Origin of the sequence: Chryseobacterium tructae (assembly GCF_030409875.1) — a bacterium.
Classification (GTDB): domain Bacteria; phylum Bacteroidota; class Bacteroidia; order Flavobacteriales; family Weeksellaceae; genus Chryseobacterium; species Chryseobacterium tructae.
Window position 1 is genome coordinate 140,446 of the sequence record NZ_JAUFQR010000001.1, and the last position, 18,711, is coordinate 159,156.

The 18,711-nt window shown below is 36.6% G+C and carries 17 protein-coding genes, 3 pseudogenes and 1 riboswitch; of the genes and pseudogenes, 12 read left to right on the forward strand and 8 right to left on the reverse strand.

The window, feature by feature from the left end; all coding sequences use genetic code 11:
• Positions 1–14 precede the first annotated feature (14 nt).
• The 8 genes and pseudogenes from QWZ06_RS00670 to QWZ06_RS00705 all read right to left on the reverse strand — a co-directional run bounded on the left by QWZ06_RS00670 (position 15) and on the right by QWZ06_RS00705 (position 8,831).
• On the reverse strand, positions 15–740 hold the full coding sequence (locus tag QWZ06_RS00670; RefSeq protein WP_290295227.1) for a sulfite exporter TauE/SafE family protein: 726 nt from the start codon (positions 738–740) through the stop codon (positions 15–17).
• The gene (locus tag QWZ06_RS00675) at positions 731–1,183 is read right to left on the reverse strand and encodes a FixH family protein (RefSeq protein ID WP_290295228.1); all 453 of its coding nucleotides are present in this window, start codon (positions 1,181–1,183) and stop codon (positions 731–733) included. Before QWZ06_RS00675 ends, QWZ06_RS00670 begins: the two co-directional genes overlap by 10 nt.
• Before the next feature lie 9 nt (positions 1,184–1,192).
• Positions 1,193–2,647 carry a cytochrome c oxidase accessory protein CcoG gene (gene ccoG / locus QWZ06_RS00680; RefSeq protein WP_290295229.1) on the reverse strand — a complete coding sequence of 485 codons (1,455 nt, stop codon included), beginning with the start codon at positions 2,645–2,647 and terminating at the stop codon, positions 1,193–1,195.
• A gap of 96 nt (positions 2,648–2,743) precedes the next feature.
• A pseudogene (locus QWZ06_RS00685) lies at positions 2,744–3,624 on the reverse strand (cbb3-type cytochrome c oxidase N-terminal domain-containing protein).
• 10 nt (positions 3,625–3,634) lie between these two features.
• The gene (locus QWZ06_RS00690; RefSeq protein ID WP_076553235.1) at positions 3,635–3,835 is read right to left on the reverse strand and encodes a cbb3-type cytochrome c oxidase subunit 3; all 201 of its coding nucleotides are present in this window, start codon (positions 3,833–3,835) and stop codon (positions 3,635–3,637) included.
• Between the two features lie 17 nt (positions 3,836–3,852).
• Positions 3,853–6,112 (reverse strand): annotated as a pseudogene (gene ccoN / locus QWZ06_RS00695) (cytochrome-c oxidase, cbb3-type subunit I).
• A gap of 21 nt (positions 6,113–6,133) precedes the next feature.
• The gene (ccoS, locus tag QWZ06_RS00700; RefSeq protein WP_290295230.1) at positions 6,134–6,343 is read right to left on the reverse strand and encodes a cbb3-type cytochrome oxidase assembly protein CcoS; all 210 of its coding nucleotides are present in this window, start codon (positions 6,341–6,343) and stop codon (positions 6,134–6,136) included.
• A gap of 109 nt (positions 6,344–6,452) precedes the next feature.
• Entirely contained in the window at positions 6,453–8,831 is a 2,379-nt protein-coding gene (locus QWZ06_RS00705) for a heavy metal translocating P-type ATPase (protein WP_290295231.1), read from the reverse strand.
• A gap of 89 nt (positions 8,832–8,920) precedes the next feature.
• Between QWZ06_RS00705 and QWZ06_RS00710 the strand changes: the two genes are divergently transcribed.
• The 12 genes and pseudogenes from QWZ06_RS00710 (at position 8,921) to QWZ06_RS00765 (ending at position 18,626) form a co-directional block, all read left to right on the forward strand.
• The gene (locus tag QWZ06_RS00710) at positions 8,921–9,634 is read left to right on the forward strand and encodes a Crp/Fnr family transcriptional regulator (RefSeq protein ID WP_290295232.1); all 714 of its coding nucleotides are present in this window, start codon (positions 8,921–8,923) and stop codon (positions 9,632–9,634) included.
• A gap of 63 nt (positions 9,635–9,697) precedes the next feature.
• Positions 9,698–10,513 carry a 3-methyl-2-oxobutanoate hydroxymethyltransferase gene (gene panB / locus QWZ06_RS00715; protein WP_123909736.1) on the forward strand — a complete coding sequence of 272 codons (816 nt, stop codon included), beginning with the start codon at positions 9,698–9,700 and terminating at the stop codon, positions 10,511–10,513.
• Positions 10,514–10,522: 9 nt separating this feature from the next.
• On the forward strand, positions 10,523–10,846 hold the full coding sequence (locus QWZ06_RS00720) for a hypothetical protein (RefSeq protein WP_290295233.1): 324 nt from the start codon (positions 10,523–10,525) through the stop codon (positions 10,844–10,846).
• A 5-nt stretch (positions 10,847–10,851) separates the two neighbouring features.
• A complete protein-coding gene (locus tag QWZ06_RS00725; protein ID WP_290301279.1) occupies positions 10,852–11,532 on the forward strand; it encodes an RluA family pseudouridine synthase in 681 nt (226 codons plus the stop codon).
• 10 nt (positions 11,533–11,542) lie between these two features.
• Entirely contained in the window at positions 11,543–12,355 is an 813-nt protein-coding gene (locus QWZ06_RS00730) for a hypothetical protein (protein WP_290295234.1), read from the forward strand.
• A gap of 101 nt (positions 12,356–12,456) precedes the next feature.
• Positions 12,457–12,552: riboswitch (TPP riboswitch) on the forward strand.
• Positions 12,553–12,609: 57 nt separating this feature from the next.
• On the forward strand, positions 12,610–12,816 hold the full coding sequence (gene thiS, locus QWZ06_RS00735; RefSeq protein ID WP_290295235.1) for a sulfur carrier protein ThiS: 207 nt from the start codon (positions 12,610–12,612) through the stop codon (positions 12,814–12,816).
• 108 nt (positions 12,817–12,924) lie between these two features.
• Positions 12,925–14,651, forward strand: a pseudogene (gene thiC, locus QWZ06_RS00740) (phosphomethylpyrimidine synthase ThiC).
• Entirely contained in the window at positions 14,648–15,235 is a 588-nt protein-coding gene (locus QWZ06_RS00745) for a thiamine phosphate synthase (RefSeq protein ID WP_290295236.1), read from the forward strand. The pseudogene thiC and the gene QWZ06_RS00745 overlap by 4 nt, the downstream one beginning before the upstream one ends.
• A 123-nt stretch (positions 15,236–15,358) precedes the next feature.
• Positions 15,359–15,982 (forward strand): thiamine phosphate synthase, encoded by a 624-nt coding sequence (locus tag QWZ06_RS00750; protein ID WP_290295238.1) that lies wholly within the window; start codon positions 15,359–15,361, stop codon positions 15,980–15,982.
• A 24-nt stretch (positions 15,983–16,006) separates the two neighbouring features.
• Complete coding sequence (locus QWZ06_RS00755; protein ID WP_290295240.1) at positions 16,007–16,783, forward strand: thiazole synthase; 777 nt, start codon at positions 16,007–16,009, stop codon at positions 16,781–16,783.
• Positions 16,784–16,794: 11 nt separating this feature from the next.
• Positions 16,795–17,913, forward strand: a complete 1,119-nt coding sequence (thiH, locus tag QWZ06_RS00760) for a 2-iminoacetate synthase ThiH (protein WP_290301280.1) — start codon at positions 16,795–16,797, stop codon at positions 17,911–17,913.
• A 2-nt stretch (positions 17,914–17,915) separates the two neighbouring features.
• Positions 17,916–18,626 carry a HesA/MoeB/ThiF family protein gene (locus tag QWZ06_RS00765; RefSeq protein ID WP_290295241.1) on the forward strand — a complete coding sequence of 237 codons (711 nt, stop codon included), beginning with the start codon at positions 17,916–17,918 and terminating at the stop codon, positions 18,624–18,626.
• The last annotated feature ends 85 nt before the right edge of the window (positions 18,627–18,711 follow it).

Genomic DNA, 18,711 nt, shown 5'->3' on the forward strand with positions numbered 1-18,711 from the left:
TATGTAAATTCTAATTAATGACAGTTAACAGCTCCACTAGGATCTTTAGAAATTGTCATAGATTCAGCCTTTGGCGAAACGTATGGAATACCCAGTTCCAGGCCTCTCAAAATAAAAAGTCCACCTAAAATTATCATAATAATAGGGACTGCTTTTAAAACCTTTGTTCTGAAAGCCTGATTCATGAGGTTTCCGGCCAACACGATGGCAAACATGAATGGAAGGGTGCCCAAGCCAAATAAAGCCATATATAAAGCTCCCTGCCATATTCCTCCTCCTGCAAGACTTGCCGTAAGAGCCATGTAAACCATGCCGCATGGTAAAAAGCCATTAAGTATTCCTGTTGTAAATCTTGAACGGTAATCTGATTTTTGAAGCAGTCGTCCTAAATTCAACTTTACAGAATATAAAAACTTAGACAGAAATGGGATTTTTGAGGCAAAATCTTTTCCCCCAAATGAAAATACAGCCATAATAATAAGCAGGATACCAGCCGTGATTGTCAGGTATTTCTGAAATCCAGCCATTTCAAAACCTTGTCCTATAATCCCAAGAAGTGCACCCAACAGTGAATAGGTGAAAATTCTTCCGAACTGATACGTAAGATTTTGAAGATAAAAATTAGCAGCCTGTTTTTTAGTTAATCCCATCGATAAAGCAATAGGCCCGCACATTCCGATACAATGAAAACCGGAAGCAAAGCCTAAGGCAATAGCCGATACAATAAGTCCTATTTCCATATCACATCATAATCCATTCTATAGTCTGTTTTGTCTTTCGTCCAACTCAGTCTTAAAGTATAATTCCCCATTTTTAATACTTGTGCAGGGATTAAAAAAGACTGGCTGCCGTCAAGCTGTACAGGTTTTTTGATGTCTAAATTCTGGTCGTCGGTTCTGTTTAAAACAAATTTTGCCGTAGTATTTGAATTGTTATAATCCTTTGGAAAAGTGATTTTAATTCCATGAGTATCCTGGCTGTATACAGGTTTTTCCTGTAGTTCATCAGCTCTCTTTTTGGAATCAATTACATCTTGGTATTGTAATTCCTCTTCGTAATAATTATCTGTTACCATTTCAGAGTTTTTTTGCCCGTTCGGGAAAAGAAACATCATGGATAATATAAAAATAATAAATGCTGCTAATGCAATTACAACACCGTGTCCCCAACTAAAGTTCTTCATTTTTTCTAATTAAAATTGCAGTTTGAATGGTCCTTCAAAATAAGTCTGATAAGAATCGATAAGTTTACCTTTCATGTCATAAACTCCGATTGTAATGTTTTGTTTAGATAGCTTCATTTCATTTTCCGGGAAACTGATATTAATTGTTCCTTTAGAAATTTTATCCCTTTCTACAGGAATTTTACTTGAAGCACTATAAGTAATCTCTCCATGAGCAGGTTCCATTACCTTGATGGTAACGATTTTCTTCTCATTGGTCTTATTCAGGAATGTATAATTATAAGTATTGATAATTTTTCCTTCTTTCACAAAGAATGTACTTCCTGCTGGCTTAATGAATTTAGCCTCCATTTCACCACGGCTGTAAAGCAGATATCCAAGGAATCCTACCAAAAGCAATAAGAATATACTGAAGCCTTTCATTCTTCCCGTAAATTTAAATTGAGTTTCTTTCTCAATTTCATTTTCAGAAGCATATCTGACTAGTCCTTTCGGAAGGCCTACTTTTTCCATGACTTCGTCACAAGCATCAATACATGCTGTACAGTTGATACATTCCAGTTGTTGTCCGTCTCTGATATCAATTCCTGTTGGGCATACTACCACACACTGATGACAATCGATACAATCTCCTTTACCTGCTGCTTTTCTGTCTTCTCCCTTTCTCCATTTTGAGCGGTTCTCTCCTCTTTTGAAGTCATAGAATACGTTGATGGTATCTTTATCGATCAATACACCTTGAAGTCTACCATATGGGCAAACTAATGTACACACTTGTTCTCTGAACCATGCAAAAACAAAATAGAATGCGGCCGTAAGAAGAATCATTACGATAAAATTGGTTGGATGCGCAAATGGCCCTTCAGAAACAATTTTAAAAACTTGTTCATAGCCCACGATATACATAAACATAAAGTGAGTAATGATTAATGAGATCATGACGTAAACAGACCATTTCAAGCTTCTTTTCCAGATTTTCTCGCTATTCCATTCCTGTCTGTCCAGCTTCATTTGCTTGTTTCGGTCACCTTCAATCAAATATTCGATTTTACGGAAGATCGATTCCATAAAAATTGTCTGAGGGCAAATCCACCCGCAGAAAATTCTTCCGAATGCAATCGTAAAAACGATAATAAAGATTAAGGATGCGATAGCACCTAAAGTTAGGATAAAGAAGTCTTGTGGATAGAAAGGCTGTCCAAAGATGAAAAATTCCCTGTCAATAACATTAAACAATAACAACGGGTTGCCATTGATTTTGATAAACGGTAATGAAAAATAAATAATTAATAATAGATAGCTTACAATGTTTCTATAGTTGGTGTACTTTCCTTTTGGTTTTCTTGGAAATACCCATCTTCTTTTACCGGATTGCTCCATTGTCCCTATAGAATCTCTGTAAGTTTCAGGGTCCAGAACCTGTCCCTGTCCGCCTCGTACTTCTATTTCTTCTATGTCTGACATATTGTAATGTGTTTAAAAAAGAAAAAACATAATTCGTTACTATTTTTAAGGTAATAACAAATTATGTTTTTTTCATATGTTTCTAATTTTTCTAAATTATTCTTTTTCCCAGTGTGCTTCAGTTCCTTGAGGAGCAGCTCCTCCTTGAGCCTGAGTTACTGGTGGTAATTCCTGGTTGATGTGATATACATAAGCTGCAATCTTTTCAATTTCAGCTCCAGAAACTTCTCCGTTTTTACCAAATGCTCTCATCGCAGGGTTAGTAGGAGAACCATTCCAGTCCATGTGGAATACGTTTTTGAATAACGTTTTCTCTGGCTGGTTGATCCAGAAGTTATCAGTTAAGTTTGGACCAATACCTCCACTACCGTCTTCTTTGTGACAAGATGCACAGTTTGTTTTGAATAATTCTTTACCTTCTGCGATATTATCAGCTGAATATTTAGCTGTTTCAATTGTTACAGGAGGCTGGGTTGCTTCATAAGCTGCAATACTTGCCAATTGCTCTTTATATTCTTTTTCATATTCGCTTAACGGGTGAGCGAAATCTGTAAACGAATAAGCTGCAATATATACAATACAAAAAGCAGTCCCAAAATAGAATAAACCTACCCACCATTTTGGTAATTGATTATCCAACTCCATGATTCCATCGAAACCGTGGTCAATAAGGATATCTTTTTCTTCTGTGTCAGATTGCTTTTTGAAAGCTGCAGCGTACATTCTTTTGAAGAAAGGAATTTTCTTTTCAGCCAAATAAGCTGCTTTCTCTTCTGGAGATAATTTTTTGAATTTGTTGTTTTCAATCAAATCTCCAATAGAACTGTGGATGTATGCCAGGATACCAGCAATTACAACAGTTCCCCAGAAGTAAGGCGAAGCTAGGAACGCGTAGCTCTGCACAACAAATAATAAAAAACTATTAAAAGTCCGATTATTATCAAGATGTTTACAACAACAGGTGTTCTTTGTTTCATAAAAAATAGTTTAATTTTTTAAATTAAAATCGTCGTCTTCATCCTCTCCAAGGGGAGCTTCTTCTTCCTCTTTATAATATTTCTTAGGCTTGCTAAAAACATAAATTATCAGAGCAACGAAGAACAGCATAAAGAAAATTAGAGCCAGTGTCTGGTAGAAGCCAGCATTTTCTGTATTGGATAATATATCTTTAAAATTCTGAGGAATCATACTGATCTTTTAATGTTTTAGTTATTACTTGCTGTTTTAATTTCAGTTGTTTTGATATCAGTTCCTAATCTTTGAAGATAAGAAATAAGAGCGATAATCTCTTTTTTCTCTAATTCTCCCTGAGGTCTCTTAGCATAAGCCTCTTTCAAGTCATTTGCTTCAGAGAAGATATCTTTTACAATTTTTGCCGATTGGTTGTTTGCCCACTTATCTGCAGAATCGATTTGAGCTTTTGTATAAGGTACATCAAATGTATTCTTCATTAGCTTCATCTTATCTACCATTTTAGATCTGTCTAAGTTCGTAGCAATTAACCAAGGGTAACGAGGCATGATAGAACCTGCTGATGTAGATCTTGGGTTATACATGTGCTTATAGTGCCAAGAACTTGGGTTTTTACCACCTTCTCTATGTAAATCCGGTCCAGTTCTCTTAGATCCCCAAAGGAATGGTCTGTCATAGATGAACTCTCCTGCTTTAGAGTATTGTCCGTTTTTACCGTTAAATCTTGTAATTTCATCTCTAAATGGTCTGATCATCTGAGAGTGACAAGCGTTACATCCTTCACGGATATAAATATCTCTACCTTCAAGTTCAAGCGGTGAATAAGGTTTTACCGCAGAAATTGTAGGTACACTTTTCTTAAGAGTAAGGGTAGGAATAATTTCTACCATACTTCCGATTGAAATAGTAAATAATGATAATACTGTTAAAAGTAATGGCATTCTTTCCAACCAAAGGTGGAAGCCTTCTCCTTCTTTACGTTTGTTACCAATATTTGCTAATGCCGGAGCTTCAGCAGGAACTTCTTTCTGGAATGATCCTTTCTTACTGTAGCAATTACGTTTACAATCATTAAGATTGCTCCTGAAATGTAGAATAAACCTCCTACGAATCTCATTTTAAAGTAAGGAATAATCGCAGTTACTGTATCCAACCAGTTTTTCCATAATAATGTTCCGTCCGGGTTGAATTGTTTCCACATTAATCCTTGTGTAAATCCAGAAATATACATTGGTACTGCATAGAAAATGATTCCTAATGTACCTAACCAGAAATGCCAGTTAGCTAATTTTACAGACCAGATTTTTGTTCTCCACATAATAGGTACCAGGTAATAAATAACCCCGAATGCCATGAAACCATTCCATCCAAGAGCTCCTAAGTGTACGTGACCGATAACCCAGTCAGTGAAGTGACCAATTTTGTTGATGTTTTTAGTTGCTAAAAGCGGTCCTTCAAACGTTGCCATACCATAACAAGTAACGGCTACTACGAAGAACTTAAGGATAGGATTTTCTCTTACTTTATCCCAAGCTCCTCTTAAGGTAAGAAGACCATTTAACATTCCTCCCCAAGATGGTGCGATAAGCATAATAGAGAAACCTGTTCCTACTGCTTGTGCCCATGCTGGAAGAGCTGTATACTGAAGGTGGTGAGGACCAGCCCAGATATATACGAAGATTAGTGACCAAAAGTGGATAATAGACAGTTTATATGAGAATACAGGTCTGTCTGCTGCTTTTGGTAAGAAGTAATACATTAAACCTAGAACCGGAGTTGTCAATACAAATGCTACTGCATTGTGACCATACCACCATTGTACAATGGCATCTTTGCTCCTGCATATGCAGAATAAGACTTCCAGCCAGAGAAAGATAATGGAACTTCAAGGTTGTTGAAGATGTGAAGCATTGCTACTGCTACCCATGTTCCAAGATAGAACCAAATAGCAACATAAAGGTGTCTTACTCTTCTCTTTGAAATAGTGAGAATCATATTGGCCCCGAAAATGATCCATGAGAATGCAATCAGAATATCGATCGGCCACTCATGTTCAGCATATTCTTTAGAAGTATTAATCCCCATAAAGAATGTAATGAACGTAGCAACAATCATAAATTGCCATGTCCAGAAGTGAATCCAAGATAATGTATCACTGTACATTCTTGTCTTCAATAATCTTTGCGTAGAGTAGTATACCCCTACATAAACAATATTACACACGAACGCGAAGATCACGGTATTGGTGTGCAACATTCTTATTCTACCAAAACCAAACGCTCCATGAGTGTTTATTAACCCTTGGATATTACCCGATGCTAAACTTTTAATGGTTGTATCATCTGTACCGAATAAGAATTCAGGTAATTCAGGGTAGAAAAGCATTAATGCCGCCGTAAGCCCGAACGTAAATCCTATGAAACCAAAGATAATGGTCGCATAGAGGAACGCACGGACAATACTATTGTCATAACTAAACTTTTGTGTTTCCATATCAACTATTCACTATTTTTCTCAATTTTTATTATTTTCTCCTATTTCTTTTTCGTCTTTATCCTTGTTGCCAGTTTCATCTTTTTCTTTGACTTCATCATCGAAAAGAATTCTAACAGCCGGAGATTCATCATCTTCAAACTGCCCTTTTCTGGCATACACTATAAATACGACCAAGAAGATCGCAGCTAAAGAAACACTGCAGACGATCATTAAATATAGAATATCCATTGGACAACAAAATTAACCTATTTTCGGGGTTCAAATTTAGTGAAAAATAATGACATTCATCACGAAATGCCGATTTCAGCTAATTTAAAATCAGTCTAAATAAGCGGGTTTAAGCCTGTTTTTTGAAGTGTTTGCGACCCAATATCCAGGTTGAAACTGTGGTGAAGGTGACAACTGTGATGGAACTTACAGGCATGATAATTGCAGCGAAAAGCGGATGCATGTGTCCTGTAACTGCGTAACTTAAACCAACAATGTTATAAAGAAAACTGATTATAAATGTCATTTTCACAATTGTGATAGAGCCTTTGCAGACATTCAGATAGTTGTCTAAAGTAACTACTTTTTCACCATTCATGATCACATCGGAAGAAGGGGTGAAGCTATTGGTGTCATCAGCAATCGCAATACCTACATTGCTCTGTTTTAATGCACCGGCATCGTTCAGCCCATCTCCAAGCATCGCTACTTTCATATGCTGATCCTGAAGGTTTTTGATGTAATTAAGTTTGTCTTCCGGGCTTTGATTGAAGGCCATTCCTTTGTAGTTCGGAATAAGCTCTTTAAGCTGGTTCTCCTCAGAGGAATTGTCTCCACTCAGAATAAATATTTTGTAGTTGGTGAGTTTCTGGAATAGATACTTAAGTTTAGGTCTGTACTCGTTTTTAAAAATAAATTTACCTAAAAATTCATCATTTTTACTAATATAAACAGCTGTTTCCAGATTTTTAGGCTCTTGGTTATTATAACGGGCTGATCCTATTTTATAACGGGTTCCTCTTATATTGGCTACATATCCTTTTCCTGAAATTTCCTGGAAGTTTTCAACAGGGAAATACTCGTCATTTACTTCAATAAATTCATAAAGTGATTTGGAAAGCGGATGGTTTGAATTCTTTAATAAGGTTTTAATATTCAATTGATCGAACTCATTAATCTCTGAGCCTTTATACTTGATGTTGGATTTCTTTCTGTGGGTAATGGTTCCGGTTTTGTCAAAAACAATGGTGTCTAGTTTTGCTATTTTTTCAATTGTTAGAGTATCTTTTACGTAGAACTTATTTCGACCTAAAATTCTCATAATGTGACCAAAAGTGAAGGGTGCTGATAATGCAAGTGCACAAGGGCAAGCAATAATCAGAATTGCTGAAATAACCTGGAACATTTTCTCTAAATCAATAAATGCCCAATAGATTCCAGAGATCAATGCAATACCTAAAATAATGAATGTGAAATATTTACTGATGTTGTTGGTTAGCGTGTCAAGACCTGTCTCGTGTTTTTTGAACGCTTCTTTATTCCAGAGCTGAGTAAGATAACTTTGATCTACATCTTTAATAACTTCTAATTCAAGAGATGATCCTATTTGCTTACCACCTGCGAAAATTTTATCTCCGGGTTGTTTACTGATACTTTCACTTTCTCCGGTAATAAAGCTATTGTCGATATTTCCTTCTCCGTTGATCAAAATAGCATCTACTGGGATGATTTCCTGGTTTCTAACTAGAATTCTGTCTCCTACTTTTACCTCAGAAAGAAGAATATTGTCTTGTTTTCCATCGAAGTCTACTTTCGTTACCGCAATAGGGTAGAAGGACTTGTAATCTCTGTCATAAGAAAGGGCACTGTAGGTTCTTTTTTGAAAGAGTTTACCCATTAGCATAAAGAAAAGAAGTCCACATAGGGTATCGAAATATCCAGGGCCATATTCTGTTGCTACTTCATAAATACTTCTTCCAAAAAGGACTAATATACCTAATACAATAGGAACATCGATATTAACGATTTTATTTTTTAATCCATACCAGGCGGATTTATAATAATCCGAAGCGGAATAGAAAACAACAGGACAAGCTAATAAGAACATCAATACTCTGAAAAGCCCTTTATAATGTTCCATCCAGTAATCTTCACCACCTACATATTCGGGGAATGCTAAAAACATCCCATTTCCAAAAGCAAAACCTGCAATGGCAAATTTTATAAGAAGAGATTTATCAAGATGATCAACATTTTTTTCAGCAGTTTCAAGGCTGATTACAGGTTTGTATCCTAAATTCGTTAAGAAATTAGCTAGTTCGCTTAATTTTAGATCGTTATGATTGAATGAGAGCTGTAGGGTTTTTCTTGTAAAGTTAACCTGAGAATACTTAATATAAGGATTTAAAGTATGGAGGCTTTCCAATAACCAGATGCATGAAGAGCAGTGGATCACCGGAATTTTGAATGTGACAAGACTGGTGTTTCCTTCAGAGAAATCTGTAACTTTTTCGAAAATTTCAGGAGTGTCTAGATAGGCAAACTGGGTAGAGCTCTCATCACTTGGACGAATTCCTGCCCCTTTATTAAGTTCATAGAAATTACTTAAATTATTTGTATTTAGAATTTCATAAACAGACTTACAGCCATTGCAACAGAAAGTCTTTTCGTCAAACAAAATTCTCTCTTTTTCTATACCTTGACCACAATGAAAACAGTTCTCGCTCACCTCCCTAAATTATTGAACTACAAAATTATAACAATTTTTTTTGTTTATCGAGTTAAAAAGTTCTATTTTTGTGATAAATATCATATAAAATGCCGCAGGAACAACAGATAGCAATTGAAGAGAGGTTCGCCAGAGTTTTTAGTGATAAATCATTTAAGGAAAGACTTTCTAGCGCAGATTTTGAAAAATATATTAACGGTAAAAAAAGATTGAGTTTTCAGAAACACGATACTATTTTCGAGGATGGAGAAACACCAAAAGGAGTGTTCGTTCTTGAAAAAGGAGCCGCTAAACTTTCGAAGTCGGGAGCATTTGGGAAAGACCAGATTTTAAGATTTATCAAAGAAGGGGATATTATCGGCTATCGTTCTTTGCTTTGCGGGGAAAATTTCCAAGCCAAAGCAGAAGCCATGACAGACATTGAGTGTGTTTTCTTACCAGCTGATATCTTTATGTATCTTCTGGAGGTAGATCCGCAATTGTCTTTCGTAATGCTTCAAAAAATTTCTTACGAATTAGGAGAATCTTCCAATACCATTACGTTCCTTGCCCAGAAAACGGTGCGAGAAAGGTTGGCAGAAATATTGCTGCTTTTGGAACAGAAATTAGGGGTAGATCCTGAAGGGTTTATTAAAATTTCTTTAACAAGAGAAGAAATTGCCAACATTATTGGTACAGCCACTGAAAGTGCTATCCGTTTAATCTCAGAATTTAAACAAGATAGTCTGATAGAGGTTGATGGACGAAACATTAAGATTCTAAATCACGACAAACTCATGAAACTCGGTCACGTAGTTTTATAAAAATCATAAAAACTTAAGTCGGCTAAATGGCCGACTTTTTAACTTTTAAAAAATAGATAAATTATGTCTGTTCACTCTGAAATTAAAAAAGTTACGACTGAAACCTTGCGTAAAATGAAATTCGACAAGGAAAAAATAACAATGCTTACTGCTTATGATTTTACCACCGCAAAGATGGTAGATGCAGGTGGAGTGGATGCTATTTTGATTGGAGACTCTGCAGCAAATGTAATGGCAGGTTTTGAAACTACATTACCTATTACACTAGACCAAATGATCTATCACGCTCAAAGTGTGGTAAGAGGTACTGACAGGGCTTTGGTGGTAGCAGATTTACCATTCGGAACGTATCAGAGTAATCCTGAGAAAGCATTGGAATCGGCTGTAAGAATGATGAAAGAAGGCGGTGCTCATGCTGTGAAAATTGAAGGTGGAAAAGAGATTTCAAAATCTATTAAAAAAATTATTAATGCTGGAATTCCTGTCATGGGACATTTAGGATTAACTCCACAGTCAATTTATAAATTTGGAACGTATAAAGTAAGAGCAAAAGAAGAAGCAGAAGCAGAAAAATTAATTGCTGATGCCCAGCTTTTAGAAGAATTAGGCTGCTTTTCTGTAGTATTGGAAAAAATTCCTGCAGAGCTAGCTAAAAAAGTGACTGAAAGTATTTCTATTCCAACCATTGGAATTGGAGCTGGAGCAGACTGTGATGGTCAGGTCTTGGTATATCACGATATGGTAGGGATGAACAAAGGGTTCAGTCCGAAGTTTTTAAGAAGATATCTTGATCTTTATACAGAAATTACTGGAGCAGTATCTCAATATGTAAAAGATGTGAAGAGCGTAGAGTTCCCTAACCAAAACGAAAGTTATTAAAATTAATTCATGCAAAATCAACAACAATCTATTCAGGGAATATTATCTATTGCAGCATTGATTTGCTTAGCCATTGGCTGGTTCAATTTATTTTCACCTGATATCAATCATTTGCTTTCCAGAAAGGTTTTCTATATTTTGATAGGAGCAAGTTTCTTTATTCAGGCGCCTATGCTGACTAATAAAAACTTTATGTATGCGATGTATGCAGCGGCGGGAGTTTGTGTAATTGGTGCATTTTTACCGGATAGTTCAGGTTTGGCAATGCTTAAAACGATTGGTCTTTTGGCGGGGATTATTCTTTCAATGTCAAATAGAAACAGAAACAGGTAGACTGAATAATGAAGGAACAGATTGTATATGAAGACAACCATCTTCTGGTAGTGAACAAAAAGGTCGGCCAGCTTGTACAGGGCGATAAGACTGGTGATGAATCACTATTGGAATCTATAAAGAACTTTATTAAAATAAGAGATGCTAAGCCGGGAAATGTTTTTCTCGGCTTGGTTCATCGTATAGACCGCCCTACTTCCGGTTTGGTAATTTATGCTAAAACCTCAAAAGCTCTTTCTCGTCTTACTCAAATGGTAAAGAATAGAGAAGTGAAGAAAACATATTGGGCGGTTGTAGGAAAAGAAATGATTCCTCAAAGTCAGAGATTGGTTCATTATTTAAAGAAGAACGAAAAGAACAATAAGGCCGTTGTTTTTCCAAAGGCAACGGAAGGTGCCAAGGAAGCTATTTTGACTTATCATGTGATCAAAACTTTGGATAATTATCTACTTCTTGAAATAGATCTTGAAACAGGAAGACATCATCAGATCAGAGCACAACTGTCTAAAACAGGAGTACCAATTAAAGGAGACTTGAAATATGGCTCTCCTCGTTCCAATCCCGATGGAGGAATTAATCTTCATGCAAGGAAATTGGAGTTTATTCATCCTGTTACCAAGGAAAAAATTGAAATTATAGCCCCTGTTCCGCAGAATGATGCGGTTTGGAGAGCTTGTGAAGAATAAAAAAAACTAAATGACCTTGAAACTAAAATTATTTTTTTTAGCCACATTGTTGGTTTTTATATCTTGCTCCAGTAGTAATGATGAAATTGAGATGGAGAAAGAGGTTGTGATAGGAAATGTAAGTAAATTATCATACTACTTTCCTGGGATGTCTCCAACTACAGAGTACATGGATCCTAACTACTATTTTGAATATGATGCACAAAATAGAGTAGTTAGAAAAAATGGGGGAAAAATAAAATTGCCTAAAGAAACAGAGTATACTGAGGCTTTTTCAAATAAAGCTTATACAATCGTTACTTATAATGGGAATTTGATCACTACATCTGCCTATATTTCAAATTCAAACGGTGAAATATTCTCAGGGAAAAAAGTTTTTGAACTTGATAATCAACAAAGAATAGCAAAATGTTTGGTATTTATTGTTGAGAGTATAGTTGAGAAAGAGTTAATTTATCAATATCAGGCTAATAAACTAGTGGCTATAGTGACACAATATCCTAATGGTGATTTAAATTATAAAAATGTTGATAGGTTTACTTACTATAGTGATGGAAATTTAAAGGGTATAAAAACTGTAACTATGCAGAATAATGTTGATCTTGTCACAAGACAGGAAATAGAATTTAGTAATTATGACAAAGCTCCCAATCCGTTTAAAAAGCTAAATATTTTTGACGAACATTTTCACCTATCATTGTCTAAAAACAATCCTCAAAAGAAAATTACTTTAGAATATGTTGGTGGTGAACTGGCGTCTAAGCAGGAAGTATGGTGGACTAATCAATACAATGCTGATGGTACACTAAAGCTTTTTTATTAAAATATTTATTTTAAAAACATATGAAAACCGACTCGATAGAGTCGGTTTTTTTTATGGTAAAATTTGATTTTGCCCATTCTCAAAAAAATAACTAACTTCGTCCCACACTTTAGGGGTGTCTGTTTTTACAGACTGAGACTTTACCCTTTGAACCTGATCTGGATCATACCAGCGTAGGGAAAAGTAGATGACTTTTGCTGTACATTCTATTGTACAATAATAGCCATTCCTAAAGTATATTTAAATCATTAGGAATGGAACTTATAATCAACCACACCCGAAAAACATTTGATGTACTTCCTGAAAACCTGGAAGCATTATTGGCTATGGAATTACCAGAAAAAAAGAAAGGAATTGCCGTAGCCCTCAACAATCGAATTATTCCGCTGTCTGTCTGGGCGGAAACTCCTCTTAACGATCAGGATTCAATTTTAATCATTACTGCCACTCAGGGCGGATAATTCTCATATTTAATACCAATATTTATGGCTCACCCTATTACATGTTCGCCATTTCCGAACTCAAAGAAAATTTATGTTGAAGGAAAAATTCATCCAATCAGCATAGCGATGCGCGAAATACAGCTTAGTCCCACCAAGCTTAGCAATGGAAATTTTGAAGAAAATGCTCCGGTAACCATTTATGATACTTCTGGCCCTTATACGGATGAAAATGCTTCAATCGATATTCAAAAGGGGCTTCCAAGAATAAGAGAGCAATGGATTCTGGATAGAGAAGATGTTACTATTTTGGAAGGAATTACATCAGAATACGGAAAAGCCCGTTTGGCAGATCCTAAAATTGATGAATTGCGTTTTTCTTACGATCATCAACCAAAAGTTGCTCAGGAAGGAAAAGAACTCACTCAGCTTTATTACGCAAAAGAGGGAATTATTACTCCTGAAATGGAATATGTTGCTATCAGAGAGAACCAAAAAATAGAACAACTTGCAACGGTACCCAAAGAAATGGCATGCCAGCATATTGGAAACAGCTTTGGTGCGAATACTCCCAAAAGTAAAATCACTCCGGAGTTTGTAAGAGATGAAATTGCAGCCGGAAGAGCTATTATTCCAAATAATATCAATCACCCGGAAAGTGAACCAATGATTATCGGGCGAAATTTTTTAGTGAAAATCAATGCTAATATCGGAAATAGTGCTGTGTCTTCAAGTATTGAAGAAGAAGTGGAAAAAGCGGTTTGGGCTTGTCGTTGGGGTGCCGATACGATCATGGATTTATCTACAGGAAAGAATATCCATGAAACAAGAGAATGGATTATCAGAAACAGCCCGGTTCCTATTGGTACCGTTCCTATCTATCAGGCATTGGAGAAAGTAAAAGGAGTACCGGAAGATCTGACATGGGAAGTTTTTAAAGATACATTGATCGAACAGGCAGAGCAGGGAGTTTCCTATTTTACCATCCATGCGGGAGTTTTATTAAGATATATTCACCTGACAGCAAAGAGAGTTACAGGAATTGTGTCGAGAGGAGGATCTATTATGGCAAAATGGTGCCTTTATCATCATAAAGAAAACTTCTTATATACTCATTTTGAGGAGATTTGTGAGATCATGAAGAAGTATGATGTCGCTTTCTCTCTGGGAGACGGTCTACGTCCTGGGTCTATAGCCGATGCTAATGATGCTGCTCAATTTGCAGAACTGGAAACTTTAGGTGAACTAACAAAAATTGCCTGGAAGCATAACGTGCAAGTGATGATTGAAGGGCCAGGACACGTTCCGATGCACATGATCAAAGAAAACATGGAGAAACAATTAGAAGTATGTCATGAGGCACCTTTTTATACTTTGGGGCCTTTGACTACAGATATTGCACCAGGTTATGACCACATTACTTCGGGTATTGGTGCTGCTATGATCGGATGGTTCGGATGTGCAATGCTTTGTTATGTGACGCCGAAGGAACATTTAGGTCTTCCTAACAAAGAGGATGTAAAAGTAGGAGTTATTACCTACAAATTGGCCGCTCATGCTGCTGATCTGGCAAAAGGGCATCCGGGGGCACAATATAGAGATAATGCATTGAGTAAAGCGAGATTCGAATTCAGATGGGAAGATCAGTTCAATCTTCATTAGATCCGGACACGGCGAGATCTTATCACGATGAAACACTTCCTGCTGACGGAGCTAAAATTGCACATTTCTGTTCTATGTGCGGCCCCAAATTTTGCTCTATGAAGATTACACAGGAAATCCGTGAGTCTGCAGAGAAAGGGATGTTGGACAAGTCGCAGGAATTTATTGAAAAAGGAAAGGAAATTTATATATGATTCTCGTCATCACTCCTGAAGCCATAATTTCAAATGAATCAGAAATAATCAATCAAATGTTTTGTGAGGGGTTGGATCTGCTTCATATTAGGAAACCGTGGATCAGCAGAGAAGAAATGACTCACTTTATTAGCCTTATCGATACATCGTTTTATGCTCAACTGGTTCTGCATAGTCATTATGATCTCGGAAAGGAGTATGACATCTCCAGATTTCACTTTAGAGAAGAAGATCGAAAGGCGGAAAAATATAAATCTTTTATGAATGGGAATATAATTTCAACCTCTGTTCATGATATTATGACTTATAATGCTTTAGAAAAAGAGTGGGAATATGCTTTCATAAGCCCATTTTTTCCAAGTATTTCGAAAAAAGGATATGGAATTGGATCAACAGTTAAAGAAAGTTTGAAGCAAAGAGATAATCCTGATGTAAAACTAATAGCCTTAGGAGGAATTGATTCCAGCCGGATTCAGGAATCTGTTGCTCTTGGAGTAGATGGTGTGGCTTTACTAGGCGCAATTTGGGAGAGTGATGAGCCTTTAGATGTTTTAAAAAGATGCAGGAAGAGTACCCTTATATAATCACTACTCCTGGAAAACTGGCAAAAGATAAAAAATTTTAAAAAAGCGTCTAAAAATGGAAGCTATATAACGAACAATTTTTAAAAGGTAATCCCCTTTATTGGGAACATATTCATAGTCCATATGGAAAAATTACAATACATCTCACAAGGCATGACAAGACAAGAGCAGGAGCATAACGTCCGAAAAGCTCTTGATAATGGGATACAATGGGTACAGATTCGTTGGAAAAATGCCCCTGAAAACGAATTGACCAGCCTTTGTGAAACTGTAAAGCAGCTTTGTTCAGAGTATCAATCAATCTGTATCATCAATGATCATGTTCAGCTGGTGAAAACAATAGATGCTGATGGAGTTCACTTAGGACTAAGCGACGGCTCTACTGAAGAAGCAAGACTTATTTTAGATAAAAATAAAATTATTGGTGGAACCGCCAATACCATTTCAGATGTTCTCCAGAGGATGAAGGAGTCATGTGATTATATTGGATTAGGACCATTAAGATTTACTGCTACAAAAGAGAAACTTAGTCCCATTCTTGGATTTGAAGGATATCAGAAAATTATTGATCAGCTTCGTGCAAAAGCAATCGTGGTGCCCAAAATATTTGCCATTGGTGGAGTTGGATCTGAAGATATTCAGCCTTTGCAACAGATCGGAATTTATGGAGTAGCAGTTTCTGGGCAGATTACCAACCAGCCGTCCATTATTAAGGAGTTAAAAGCCTTGACAAGGCTGAGACAATGACCTCAAAAAAATAAATAATTACACATGCATAATCAGAAATTAATAATAGCAGACAGAACCTTTGAATCGAGATTGTTTTTAGGTACAGGAAAATTCGGAAGTCTTGAAGATATGGCAGCTTCTGTGGTGGCCTCAGAATCCAATATGGTAACAATGGCTTTGAAAAGAATTGATGCACAGTCGTCTGAGGATGGCTTACTAGACTCATTAAAAAATACAAATGTTCATCTTTTGCCCAATACCTCAGGCGCAAGAACAGCAAAAGAAGCGGTTTTAGCAGCACAGTTGGCCAGAGAAGCATTAGAGACCAATTGGGTAAAGCTTGAAATTCATCCGGATCCTAAATATCTATTACCAGATCCTATTGAAACATTATATGCTACGGAAGAATTAGCCAAACTAGGTTTCGTAGTGATGCCTTACATTCATGCTGATCCGGTTTTATGCAAACGTCTTGAAGATGCAGGAACGGCCGTAGTAATGCCTTTAGGAGCCCCTATAGGAACCAATAAAGGTTTGAGAACACTCGATTTCTTAGAAATTATCATCAGTCAAAGTAATGTTCCTGTTGTCGTAGATGCAGGAATAGGAGCGCCATCTGATGCAGCAAAAGCAATGGAAATGGGAGCAGATGCCGTTCTTGTTAATACAGCCATTGCGGTGGCAAGAAATCCTGTTACCATGGCAGTCGCTTTTAAAGAGGGTGTTATTGCCGGAAGAAGAGCTTTTGAATCAGGATTGGGAGCTATAGCTCATCATGCTGAAGCCTCAAGTCCATTAACTTCATTTTTGTTTGAATAAAAGTCAGAATGATGAATAGTTTTAAGGATGTTTTTGAACAATATCAATGGGATGAAATAAAAGCCAGATTGGAGAAGGTAACGATATCTGAAGTTAAGACCAGCCTCCTGAAAAGGAACAGATCGATGGATGACTTTCTGAATCTGCTTTCACCGGCAGCCTCCCATGAGTTAGAATTAATGGCTAATATGACAAGAGCTCTTACTCAGAAACGTTTCGGAAAAACCATTCAGTTGTACGCCCCTTTATATTTGAGCAATGAATGTCAGAACATTTGTACTTATTGTGGTTTCAGTCTTGATAATAATCTTAGAAGAAAAACACTTTCAGATTCAGAACTGATGATAGAAACAGCTGTCCTTAAATCGATGGGTGTAAACCATGTCCTTTTGGTAAGCGGAGAAGCCAATAAAATAGTGGGAGTTCCTTATTTTCAAAAAGCCGTTCGTTTATTGAGACCTCACTTTTCTAATATTTCTATTGAGGTACAACCTTTAGAAGAAAATGAATATAAGCTTCTTCATGAAGAGGGTGTACATTCTGTATTGGTATACCAGGAGACCTATCATCAGGAAGTGTATAAAGAATATCATCCGAAAGGTAAAAAATCCAATTTTCATTTTCGATTAGATACTCCTGATCGAATTGGACGGGCTGGAATTCATAAAATGGGGCTTGGTGTACTGCTTGGGCTGGAAGACTGGCGTGTAGACAGTTTTTTTAATGCACTTCATATTGATTATCTACAGAAACAGTACTGGAAAAGTAAATTCTCAGTATCATTTCCCAGACTTAGACCTGCAGAAGGGATTATTGAGCCCAATTTTATCATGGAAGATAGAGACTTGCTACAACTAATCTGTGCCTACAGAATCTGGAATGAAGATCTTGAAATCTCGATCTCTACAAGAGAAAATGAAACTTTCCGCAATCATATTGTGGCATTAGGCGCGACAACGATGAGTGCTGGTTCAAAAACAAATCCGGGCGGATATGCTGTGGATAAAGAATCGTTGGAACAATTTGAAACCAGTGACGAAAGAAGCATGGAAGAAATTAAAAATATGATTAAAAAATCAGGATATGATCCGGTAATGAAAGATTGGGATTCTGTGTATAGTGGCGTTTAAATATGGAACGAGAAGATATTTTTAAACGATATAGCCGCCAGATCTTTATTGATGAAATAGGAATAGAAGGGCAAAAAAAAATAATGGCTTCAAAAGTTCTTGTTATCGGAGCTGGAGGCTTGGGAAGTCCCATAATTCAGTATCTGGCTGCTGCAGGAGTCGGAACGATAGGCATTGCTGATTTCGACCATGTAGAACTTCACAATCTGAACCGACAGATCATTCATAACGAAAATGAGGTAGGAACTCTGAAAGTAAAGAGTGCAGAAAAATTTGTAAACAACCTTAACCATCAGGTAGAAGTAATAAGTATTGAGCAAAAGATTGATGCAGCCAATGTTTCAGAAATACTTTCTCAATACGATATCATTGTAGATGGTTCAGACAATTTCTCAACAAGGTATCTGGTGAATGATACCTGTGTGACATTGGGAAAAACATTGGTGTACGGTAGTATTTTAGGATTCTCAGGACAAGTAGCCATATTCAACCATCAAGGAAGCAAAAGCCTACGGGATATATTTCCTGAACCTCCTTTTGATGAAGAGATTCCGGACTGTGACAGCTTGGGTGTTCTGGGTGCTTTGCCAGGAATTGTGGGAAGTATGATGGCGCTTCAAACATTGAAAATCATCACGAATCTTCCTATAAATCTCAATCAGCTAACATTAATTGATACACTGAGCTGGAGATTTCAAACTTTAGATTTTTAAATGGGTTAGATTTTTCTCGCAGATCACACAGATTTCGCAGATCTTAATGTGAATGTGCTGTAACTCTATGAAGAAAAAATCTGCG